This window comes from Bradyrhizobium sp. th-b2 (assembly GCF_000426785.1).
Classification (GTDB): domain Bacteria; phylum Pseudomonadota; class Alphaproteobacteria; order Rhizobiales; family Xanthobacteraceae; genus Bradyrhizobium; species Bradyrhizobium septentrionale.
This window is the reverse complement of record NZ_AUGA01000003.1, coordinates 436,307-445,518: the sequence shown is the minus strand read 5'-3', so window position 1 is coordinate 445,518 and position 9,212 is coordinate 436,307. Positions and strand designations below refer to the sequence as shown.

The window sequence follows — 9,212 nt, the reverse complement described above, 5'->3', positions numbered from 1 at the left end:
GTTCGCAGGCCGAGCAGGAGGGCGTAGCTCACCGAGATATCGGCAGCAGTGAAGCGGTCGCCGGCGAGATAGGGGCAATCCGCGAGGCGGCGGATAACCAACCCCAGCCGGCTCTCGAAGGTCTCGAGTGCCCAACAAGTAACCCGGGCATCTCGCTCGGCTTCGGGCGCCAGTTGGCGACCGACAATGACGGCGTTCATCGGCCCGGCGAGCCCGGCCTCGCCCAAGTGGAGAAATTGCAGATAGGAAGCGAAGGCGGGATCGTCCGGGGCGACGGCAAGCGAGCCTGAGCCGTGGCGGGCGAGCAGGTACTCAAGAATCGCGATCGATTCGACCATGATCGTCTCGCCGTCCTGCAGTGCGGGAATGAAGCCGGCGGGGTTGATCGCGAGAAAATCGCGATCCTTCTCGGCTGCCAGCAGATCGACCGGGCGCAGCCGATAAGCCAATCCCAATTCCTCAAGCAGCCAAACAACACGGAAGCCACGACCTTCGCCATAGACGGTGAGCATAGTTAAGCCTTCCTGGATTGGGCCAGACTCACTCGCAGAGGTGAGCCAGTCGCGCAATGGACTATCGATGGCGCATAATGCACTCAAGGCTTGGCACATATTCGTCATCCTACCGTGCGGGCCCTTCCCACTTTATCGGTTCACGACCTAGGCTGCGGCCGCGAATACGGCGCGTTCCCTCTCCGACCTGCGATGTGGAAGCCTCAGTTGCAGAGGCCCGCAAATGCCATATGCGACGCCTTGGCGCGAGGGGAACATTGGGCAATTTCTGAATATTAGAAATATACGCCTGAGTTGCTCGACGGGTCAAGTTGCTTGGTCGAACGCCGGCCGCCGCCGGCTACTTTGCATGGGGTTGTTTTCGATATTTTGGCAGCGCCCCCCTGCGACGGCCCCATAACTTCATATTGCTCTAGCCGGAGCCGCCCGGCTCGAGCGCCTCACCGAGCTCGAGCGGATGCGCCATCGTGGCGCGGCTACCCGTCCGCACTACATCTTGTCGACGACAGCGGAACTGCCCTCGGAAGACGTGCCAGCGGACGAAGCAGCAGCCAAGATCGCAGGGATTATGCCGTCGACGCGATCAACCACAATCGGACGGATCAGGTGGTGACTGTGAAGGAAACCAACGCGTTGCAGGTGGTCGAGCATAGCCAGCATAGGATCCCAAAAACCCTTAATGTTGGCAAAGACCATGGGCTTCCGGTGTTGCCCGAGCTGGGCCCAGGTCATGACCTCAATGATCTCTTCCACTGTGCCGATGCCGCCGGGCAGCGCCACGAACGCGTCCGAACGTTCAAACATCCTGTGCTTACGTTCGTGCATTGTTTCAGTAACCGTCAAGTCATCGAAGATTGCCAGCGCATCCGTAGTGGACTCGCGGTTGGTGAGAAAACGCGGAATGATGGCACCGACCTTCCCGCCGGATTGAAGGACCCCGCGTGCGACCGCACCCATTACACCATGAGTTCCGCCACCGAAGATCAGCTCCAATCTTGCCGCCGCAAGATCCCTGCCGAAGCGTTCGCCCGCTTCGACAAAGGCAACATCGTTGCCTGGCGAGGAACCACAATAGACACAGACGGAACGTATCGTATTCATACCGAACCCTGCACGCTAGCCCGCCCCGCCCGGCTCCAGCGCCTCGCCGAGTTCGAGCGGATGCGCCATCGTCTCGTGCAGCGCGTCCTTGTCGAGCTCACCTTCGGAGAGGCTGATCACGATGCAGGCGACGCCGTTGCCGATCAAATTGGTCAGCGCGCGGCATTCGCTCATGAACTTGTCGATGCCGACCAGGATCGCGATCGACTGGATCGGGATGTCGGGCACAATCGACAGCGTCGCGGCCAGCGTGATGAAGCCCGCGCCGGTGACGCCGGAGGCACCCTTCGAGGTGATCATGGCGATGCCCAAAATGCCGAGCTCCTGCCAGATCGTCAGATGGGTGTTGGTGGCCTGCGCCAGGAACAGCGTCGCCAGCGTCATGTAGATGTTGGTGCCGTCGAGATTGAAGCTGTAGCCGGTCGGCACCACGAGGCCGACCACCGAGCGCGAAGCGCCGAGATGCTCCATCTTCTGGATCATCTGCGGCAGCACGGTCTCCGACGACGACGTGCCGAGCACGATCAACAGCTCGTCCTTGATATAGGCGATGAAGCGGATGATCGAGAATCCGGCCAGGCGGGCGATCGCGCCGAGCACGATCAGCACGAACAGCACGCTGGTGAGGTAGAAGGTGCCGATCAGCGCCGCCAGATTCACCAGCGAGCCGAGACCATAGGCGCCGACCGTGAAGGCCATGGCGCCGAAGGCGCCGAGCGGCGCAAGCCGGACGATCATGCGGATGATGCCGAAGAACATCTTGGATGCCTTGTCGATCGCCTCGGCGATCGGCTCGCCGGGCTTACCCATCAAGGCAATGGCAAATCCCGACAGGATCGAGATCAGCAGCACCTGCAACAGGTCGCCGCGCGCGAGCGCGCCGAAGAAGCTGTCGGGGATGATCGCCATCAGGTGGGAAACGATGCCCTGCTCCTTCGCTTGCGTCACGTAAGTGGAGACCGATTTCGGATCGATCGTGGAGGGATCAATGTTGAAGCCGCGACCGGGCTGCAGCACTTCGCCGATCAGAAGGCCGACGGCGAGCGCGACCGTCGACACCGCCTCGAAATAGATCAGCGCCTTCAGCCCGACCCGGCCGACGCGCTTGAGGTCGCCCATCGAGGAAATGCCGTGCACCACGGTGCAGAAGATCACCGGCGCGATCATCATTTTGATCAGCGCAATGAAGCCGTCGCCGAGCGGCTTCAGCTCCTTGCCGAGATTTGGATAGAAGTACCCGATCAGGACGCCTGCCGCGATCGCGATCAGCACCTGGACGTAGAGGATCTTGTACCAGGGCTGATGATGGCGTTGGGCGGCGGGCCTGATCGCGTCTGTGGTCATGAGGTGCCCCGGGTTAGGATGAATTCAATGGTGATGCCATCTTGGCCGAGCACTGCGCAAGCGACAATGCCCATTCAGGCCCGCCGCGAGCGCACACGAATCTGTCATAGACTACGGCCGGCTCGCATCCGGAGGCTGAGGATGGAATTCACCGTGCTGTTTCTCGCCATCACCATCGCCATGCTGGTGGCCTGGCGTGGTCCGCGTCCCCTGGCGATTGGATTGTTCGCGGTGATCCTGGTCGCCTGCGTTGCAACCTTGCTGCACCACGCCACCGACCGTCTGCCCCTGTCGTTCTGAGGCCAGCCATGAATGATACGCAGGCCGTCACCCTGAACGCGCTCGCACTTTACGGCCTTGCGCTGCTGCTGGCCGCCGCCTTTGCCGCGCAGCTCGTGCTGCACGAGCTCCCCTGCCCGCTGTGTTTGCTGCAGCGCATCCTTTTCGCCCTGCTGGCGATCGGGCCGATCCTCAACATCCGCTTCGGACCACGGCCGAGCCATTATGCCCTGTCCCTACTGACGGCCGTGCTCGGCGCCACGGTCTCGACCCGGCAGGTGCTGCTGCACATCCTGCCCGGCGACGCCGGCTATGGTTCGGCACTGCTCGGCTATCATTATTATCCGTGGGCGTTGATCGCCTTCATTGCGGCGATCGTCCTGCTCGCCGCGATGCTGCTGTTCGACCGCCAGTTCGACCACCGCGCGGCGCCGGGCGCCTCACCCGGCAAGTTCGCGCAAGGTGCCGTGTGGCTCGTGGTCGGGCTGACGGCGCTGAACGTGCTCTCCACCCTGCTCGAATGCGGCTTTGGCGCCTGTGCCGACAATCCGGTCGTCTATGAGCTGCTGAAGCGAGCGAGTTAAGGCATGATCCGGAAAAGTGCGAAGCGGTTTTCCGAAAAGATCATGCCCAAATTTTAAGGCCGCTTCGGAATATTCAATCCGCGTTCCACGGCCGGCCGCGCGAGACCGCGCTCCAGCCAGCCGGCGACGTGCTTGAACTGGTCGAATGCGACGAGCTCGCGCGCGCCGTAGAAGCCGATCAGATTGCGCACCCAGCCGATCATCGAGATGTCGGCGATCGTGTATTCATCGTCCATGAACCATTGCCGTCCGGCGAGATGCATCTCCATCACGCCGAGCAGGCGCTTGGATTCGTCGACATAGCGCTGCAGCGGCCGCTTGTCCTCATAATCCTTGCCGGCGAATTTGTGGAAGAAGCCGACCTGGCCGAACATCGGTCCGATGCCGCCCATCTGGAAATGCACCCACTGGATCGCCTGGTAGCGGAGCGCCGGATCTGAGGGCAACAGCTTGCCGGTCTTCTCGGCGAGATATTGCAGAATGGCGCCGGATTCGAACAGTGGCAGCGGCTTGCCGCCGGGACCGTTGGGATCGAGGATCGCCGGAATCTTGCCGTTCGGGTTGAGCGACAGGAACTCCGGCGTCTTCTGGTCGTCCTTGCCGAAGTCGACGAGATGGACCTCGTAGGGCAGCCCGATCTCCTCGAGCATGATCGAGACCTTCACGCCGTTCGGCGTCGGCAGCGAGTAGAGCTGGAGGCGGTCCGGATGCTGGGCGGGCCAGCGTTTTGTGATGGGAAAGGCTGACAGGTCGGTCATGTCGACATTCTTTGCAGGGTTGTTGTTGGGTGGCTAATGTACGGAGCTCAGTGGAAGCCGCAAGGTCTGCAACCGGCCATGAACGATCAACAGACACACGCAAGAACAGGCACAAGTCTCGGCCTCTCCGATGACGAACTCGCGACACACCGGACCGTGTTCGCGGCAGACGCGCTGGCCGGTCAGGTGGTCGTCGTGTCCGGCGGTGCCGGCGGCATCGGCCGCGCCATCGCCTGGCTGTTCGCCCGGCTCGGCGCGCACGTCGTGGTGGTCGGCCGCAATGCGGACAAGCTCGATGCGCTGGTCGATCATCTCGGCCATCGCGGCCTGAAGGCGTCCGCGCATGTCGCCGACATCAGGGATCCCGATGGGGTTGGCGCGATGTTCGACACGCTGTGGACCGCGCATGGCCGCATCGATCATCTCGTCAACAGCGCCGGCGGCCAGTTCCCGCAAGCCGCGATCGATTTCTCGATCAAGGGCTGGAACGCGGTCATCAACACCAACCTCAACGGCACCTGGTACATGATGCAGGCCGCGGCGCAGCGCTGGCGCGACTGCAAGCATCCCGGCAGCATCGTCAATATCGTCGTGGTCACGACGCACGGCCTCTATGGCATCGCGCACACCATCGCGGCGCGCGCCGGCGTGATCGGGCTGTCGCGCGCGCTCGCGGTCGAATGGGCGCCGCTGGACATCCGCATCAACTGCATCGCGCCCGGCGCGATCGAGACCGAGGGCTGGAACGTCTACAGCGAGGCCGCGCGCGCCGCCTATCCGCGCTCCAACCCGATGATGCGCCCGGGCACGCCGTGGGACATCGCAGAAGCGGCTGCCTATCTGTCCGCGCCTTCCGGCAAGTTCATCACCGGCGAGACGCTGACCGTCGATGGCGGCGGTCAGCATTGGGGCGAGACCTGGACGACCGGCAAGCCGGACTATTTTCGGGGCGGCGATTGACGCCTCCAATTGCGTCGTCCTGGCGCAAGCCAGGACGACGCCGTGAGGGACGGCTCTCGATCCCATCGACCCACCGCGGTTGATCAGCTGGTCTTCCCGTCGTCGAAGCTGACGATGACGGCGGCGTTGGCGATCAGGATCGGGTCGTTGCCGAGATCAGACGGGATCTCAAGCCCGCCCGCGATTGCCTTCACCGTCTTGGTGCCATAGGGCAGTTCCTTGGCGACCGCTGCGATATCGACATCTTCGGGATTCGGCACGGCGATCGTGACGTCGACGAACATGTCATTCGCGGTCTTGCCGAGCATGCGGAAGAAGCCGAGGCTGGAATGGCGGATCGCGTCCGAGACCGCGCGCTTGGCGGCCTTGGTGGCGTCGCGGCCATGAACGTCGACGCCCATGCCCATTTCGGTGATACAGCGCACGCGTGTCATGAAACTTTCCTGTTGTCGTTGGCGTGAGAGACCTTCACTCCTTCGACCTCTGCGCCCGCGGCGTCAAGCCGGGTCACTCGCCTCGCCCACGCGCTTGTGATCGCCGCGCGCCAGCACCCATGCCGCAAGACCGGCGAGGATCGCCGCGGCAACCACCATGATACAGGCCGCGCCCCAGCCCCAAGCCGAGACCACGGCGCCGACCGCGATCGGTGCGGTCACCTGGCCGAAATTGCTGCCGGTCATCAACAGTCCCATCATGACGGGGACCATCGCCGCCGAACCCGCCGCCGCGGGTGCGGTTGCAAGCAACGTCGCCGGGATCAGGCCGCCGGTCGCGGAGAACAGCAGGCACAGCCAAAATGCCCCCCACCCGCCGAGCAACGGCAGGAAGATTCCGAGCGCCGAGGCGCCCATCACAAAGGCCGCCACCGCGATGAGCACGATGCGGCTGACGCCGCGCGCGAGCAGATTGCCGGCGGCGAGATTGCCAAGGACGTTGCCGGCCGCCGCCAGCGCACTGAGCCCGCCGGCGCTCTGGCTGGACACACCGAGCCGCTCGGTCAGCAGGATCGGCAGGAAGCTGAACAACGCAAAGAACATCAGGCTGTAGAGTGCGAACAGCCCATCAGAAGCGCCGGTGTGCGTCGCCGCGCCAGCGCAGCCGCTTCCTGCATCAGGCCAGTTCGCGCTGGGCCGGTCTGCGATGCCACTTCCGGCACGATGACGCCGGCGAGCACGAACAGCAGGGCGACAAAGGCGGCGCTGGCCCACCAGATCGCGCGCCAGCCATCGAAGATCGGCCCCGCGACCAGCGCCAGCGCGATCCCGAACGGCATCACGCAGCTCCACACCGCCATGGTGACGTCGCGCGCGCTGACATCGACGACGCGATCGAGCAGTGCTGGGGCTGCGACCATCACCAGCAGGAAGCCGAGCCCTTCCAGCAGACGGGACACAAGCAGCACCGCAAGCGACGGCGCGAGCGCGCCTGAGGCCGCGCCGAGCGCAATGGCTGCGAGGCCGCACAATAACACCCGGCGCGCGCCAACCGCGGCAATCACGACGCCGGCCGGGACACTGCCAATGAGCCCCAGCACCGCAAAGATGCCGGCGACGGTGCCGACCGCGGCGAGGTCGATACCGAGGCTTTGTTGCAGCATCGACGCCGCAATCGGCACCTTGCCGACCTGCAGGGCGGCGCCGATGCCGCAGCCCATCACGACGGCGACCGTCGCCCATCGCTTCGCCTCGCTTTGCTGCACCACGGCCGTCTCGATCGTCATGCGTTCACCCTGCCCCAGCCCAATTCACCAGAGATAGCGTTTCCCGATCATCGACAGGAGTGATATGTTTTGCATCCAGTTGATCGATTTCATAGATCATGCTCGATAACCTCACGCTCGACCAGATCCGCACCTTCGTCGCCATCGCCGAGAACGGCAGCTTTCGCGCCGCGGCGACCAAGCTGACGCGGGTGCAATCCGCGGTCAGCCACGCCATCGCCAACCTCGAGGCGGAACTCGGCCTCATGCTGTTCGATCGCTCCAGCCACCGCCCGGCACTGACGGCCGAGGGCAAGGCGCTGCTCGGCAATGCGCGCGACCTCCTGCTCCGCGTCGACGCGATGCGCGCGCGGGCGCGCGGCCTTGGCGACGGGGTGGAATCGGAACTTTCGCTCGTCGTCGATACGCTGTTTCCGATCGCCGCCATCGGCGCGGCGCTGACGGAAATGCGGGCGGCCTATCCATCGGTCGGCGTCCGGCTTGCGGTCGAACCGATGGGCGGGCCGATCGCCGCCCTGACCGAACGACGCAGCGCGCTCGCCGTCACGGTCGGGGAAGATTTCCGCGATCCCCGCCTCGCACTCGATGCGATCTGCGCCGTGCAGATGGTCGCCGTCGTCGCCGCAAGCCATCCGCTCGCGCGCCGCGGCCGCAAGAGCGTCGCCGACCTCGCCGATCATCTGCAGATCGTGCTGTCGGATCCGACACCGCTGTCGGAGGGCCGCAGCTTCGGCGTGCTCTCGCCGCAGATCTGTAGGGTCAGCAATCAGGACACCAAGCACGCCATGATGCTGGCCGGGCTCGGCTGGGGCCGGCTGCCGCTCTGGCAGGTGGCGCGCGACCTCAGCGAACGCCGCCTGGTGCGGGTCGAAACCGGCGCGCTCGGCCGCAACGCCGCGCTTGCGATGGAAGCCTATCTCGCGCACCGGCTCGACGAGCCGCTCGGCCCCGCCGCGGGCGCGTTTGCAGAGGCGTTGACGCGGATTGCTGCGCGCAGCAGCCAGCCAAAAATCAAAACGAGGGCGGCGAAGAAGCGCTAAGAAGCGGCAGCCAGTTCGTGCTCGCGTCAATCCTCGATCTCGCCGCTGCGGATCGCGAGCCGGATGGCCTGCGCGGTGGTCGCGACGCCGAGCCGAAGCCGGGCCCGCCGCAAATGGTTTTCGACCGTCCGCTCCGACAGACCAAGCGACGCCGCGATGTGGGCCTGCCGCCGTCCGGCGGAGATCCAGCGCAACACCTCGCGCTCGCGCGGCGACAGGCTCGACGCACCGTCCGGCTCGCGTGCTTCCATCAGCCGGCGAGCGGCGCGGAAGGCCGCGGCGCCGATCATCGCTAGCGCCACCCGCGTCCGTGCCGACGCGTCGATACGTATGCCGGCGAAGCTCATCGCGCCTTCGAGGCCGGTGCGCCCGAACACCGGGACCTGCAGCCCATGGAAACCCGGTCCGCGTGGCGCGCGCACCACGCGGTATTTCTCGCCACGAGCGGACAGCACCTTGGTCCAGAAAAACGGCTCGTCCACATTGAGGAAATTGCGCGTCACCGGACAGTGCCGGACATAGGTCTCGGCATCGACCGTCACGCCCTTGCCGAACCAGTCGCCCTCGACCCAATAAATCCTGTCGACCAGGTCCTCCCGCGCCGGGGATGCCGAGAACATCACGAACCGGTCGTAACCGAGCGGCACGCACGCCGACCGCACAACCGCCCGGATCGCGGACAAGCTCTCGCTGCCCTCGATCGCAACCACGGCTTCGATGTAGCGATCCATGTCGTGTCCCGGAAAGTCTCGCCGGGCGCGGCCCGGCCGATTGAGGACTTTCCCTCAGCGGAAGCCGACCCGCAAGCCGCGTCACCCAAACCGCGTCACTCAAGCCGCGTCACCATCGTCTGCCGGTCGCGGGCGACGCGGCGAGGTTTGCCCTCGCCGTGCGCTGGCTTGGCCGATGGCCAA

Annotated in this window: 12 protein-coding genes; 4 read left to right on the top strand and 8 right to left on the bottom strand. The window is 64.9% G+C overall.

Going from position 1 to position 9,212, the window contains the following annotated elements; genetic code table 11:
- The 3 genes from K359_RS0107345 to K359_RS0107335 all read right to left on the bottom strand — a co-directional run.
- Positions 1-512: glutathione S-transferase family protein (locus K359_RS0107345; RefSeq protein WP_029078762.1), on the bottom strand; the 512-nt coding region annotated here is incomplete at its 3' end.
- Between the two features lie 489 nt (positions 513-1,001).
- Complete coding sequence (locus K359_RS0107340; protein WP_029078761.1) at positions 1,002-1,613, bottom strand: TIGR00730 family Rossman fold protein; 612 nt, start codon at positions 1,611-1,613, stop codon at positions 1,002-1,004.
- 15 nt (positions 1,614-1,628) lie between these two features.
- Positions 1,629-2,957: a dicarboxylate/amino acid:cation symporter gene (locus K359_RS0107335; protein WP_029078760.1), complete on the bottom strand. Its 1,329-nt coding sequence runs from the start codon at positions 2,955-2,957 to the stop codon at positions 1,629-1,631.
- 141 nt (positions 2,958-3,098) lie between these two features.
- Here K359_RS0107335 and K359_RS63195 point away from each other — a divergent pair, with 141 nt between their 5' ends.
- Complete coding sequence (locus K359_RS63195) at positions 3,099-3,257, top strand: DUF5993 family protein (protein WP_165123364.1); 159 nt, start codon at positions 3,099-3,101, stop codon at positions 3,255-3,257.
- Positions 3,258-3,265: 8 nt separating this feature from the next.
- Positions 3,266-3,820 carry a disulfide bond formation protein B gene (locus K359_RS0107325; RefSeq protein WP_029078759.1) on the top strand — a complete coding sequence of 185 codons (555 nt, stop codon included), beginning with the start codon at positions 3,266-3,268 and terminating at the stop codon, positions 3,818-3,820.
- Positions 3,821-3,873: 53 nt separating this feature from the next.
- Here the strand turns inward: K359_RS0107325 and K359_RS0107320 are convergent, their stop codons facing one another.
- A complete protein-coding gene (locus K359_RS0107320) occupies positions 3,874-4,578 on the bottom strand; it encodes a glutathione S-transferase family protein (RefSeq protein WP_029078758.1) in 705 nt (234 codons plus the stop codon).
- 78 nt (positions 4,579-4,656) lie between these two features.
- On the opposite strand from K359_RS0107320, the gene K359_RS0107315 reads away from it, so the two are divergent.
- Entirely contained in the window at positions 4,657-5,538 is an 882-nt protein-coding gene (locus K359_RS0107315; RefSeq protein ID WP_029078757.1) for an SDR family oxidoreductase, read from the top strand.
- 83 nt (positions 5,539-5,621) lie between these two features.
- Here the strand turns inward: K359_RS0107315 and K359_RS0107310 are convergent, their stop codons facing one another.
- The 3 genes from K359_RS0107310 to K359_RS63185 form a co-directional block, all read right to left on the bottom strand.
- Positions 5,622-5,972 carry a Lin0512 family protein gene (locus K359_RS0107310; RefSeq protein ID WP_029078756.1) on the bottom strand — a complete coding sequence of 117 codons (351 nt, stop codon included), beginning with the start codon at positions 5,970-5,972 and terminating at the stop codon, positions 5,622-5,624.
- Positions 5,973-6,035: 63 nt separating this feature from the next.
- Positions 6,036-6,575 (bottom strand): MFS transporter, encoded by a 540-nt coding sequence (locus K359_RS63190; RefSeq protein WP_198031121.1) that lies wholly within the window; start codon positions 6,573-6,575, stop codon positions 6,036-6,038.
- Entirely contained in the window at positions 6,575-7,258 is a 684-nt protein-coding gene (locus K359_RS63185; protein WP_198031120.1) for an MFS transporter, read from the bottom strand. Before K359_RS63185 ends, K359_RS63190 begins: the two co-directional genes overlap by 1 nt.
- Positions 7,259-7,356: 98 nt before the next feature.
- On the opposite strand from K359_RS63185, the gene K359_RS0107300 reads away from it, so the two are divergent.
- Entirely contained in the window at positions 7,357-8,298 is a 942-nt protein-coding gene (locus K359_RS0107300) for a LysR family transcriptional regulator (RefSeq protein ID WP_029078755.1), read from the top strand.
- A gap of 26 nt (positions 8,299-8,324) precedes the next feature.
- On the opposite strand, the gene K359_RS0107295 is transcribed toward K359_RS0107300, so the two are convergent.
- On the bottom strand, positions 8,325-9,029 hold the full coding sequence (locus K359_RS0107295) for a PA1136 family autoinducer-binding transcriptional regulator (RefSeq protein ID WP_029078754.1): 705 nt from the start codon (positions 9,027-9,029) through the stop codon (positions 8,325-8,327).
- Positions 9,030-9,212: the final 183 nt, after the last annotated feature.

Excerpts from the sequence above, each read along its gene's own strand:
- K359_RS63195 (WP_165123364.1), top strand. The coding sequence starts at position 3,099 with ATGGAATTCACCGTGCTGTTTCTCGCCATCACCATCGCCATGCTGGTG.
- K359_RS63190 (WP_198031121.1), bottom strand. The coding sequence starts at position 6,575 with ATGTTCTTTGCGTTGTTCAGCTTCCTGCCGATCCTGCTGACCGAGCGG.
- K359_RS0107295 (WP_029078754.1), bottom strand. The coding sequence starts at position 9,029 with ATGGATCGCTACATCGAAGCCGTGGTTGCGATCGAGGGCAGCGAGAGC.
- K359_RS0107315 (WP_029078757.1), top strand. The coding sequence starts at position 4,657 with ATGAACGATCAACAGACACACGCAAGAACAGGCACAAGTCTCGGCCTC.
- K359_RS0107300 (WP_029078755.1), top strand. The coding sequence starts at position 7,357 with ATGCTCGATAACCTCACGCTCGACCAGATCCGCACCTTCGTCGCCATC.
- K359_RS0107320 (WP_029078758.1), bottom strand. The coding sequence starts at position 4,578 with ATGACCGACCTGTCAGCCTTTCCCATCACAAAACGCTGGCCCGCCCAG.
- K359_RS0107310 (WP_029078756.1), bottom strand. The coding sequence starts at position 5,972 with ATGACACGCGTGCGCTGTATCACCGAAATGGGCATGGGCGTCGACGTT.
- K359_RS0107340 (WP_029078761.1), bottom strand. The coding sequence starts at position 1,613 with ATGAATACGATACGTTCCGTCTGTGTCTATTGTGGTTCCTCGCCAGGC.
- K359_RS0107325 (WP_029078759.1), top strand. The coding sequence starts at position 3,266 with ATGAATGATACGCAGGCCGTCACCCTGAACGCGCTCGCACTTTACGGC.
- K359_RS0107335 (WP_029078760.1), bottom strand. The coding sequence starts at position 2,957 with ATGACCACAGACGCGATCAGGCCCGCCGCCCAACGCCATCATCAGCCC.
- K359_RS63185 (WP_198031120.1), bottom strand. The coding sequence starts at position 7,258 with ATGACGATCGAGACGGCCGTGGTGCAGCAAAGCGAGGCGAAGCGATGG.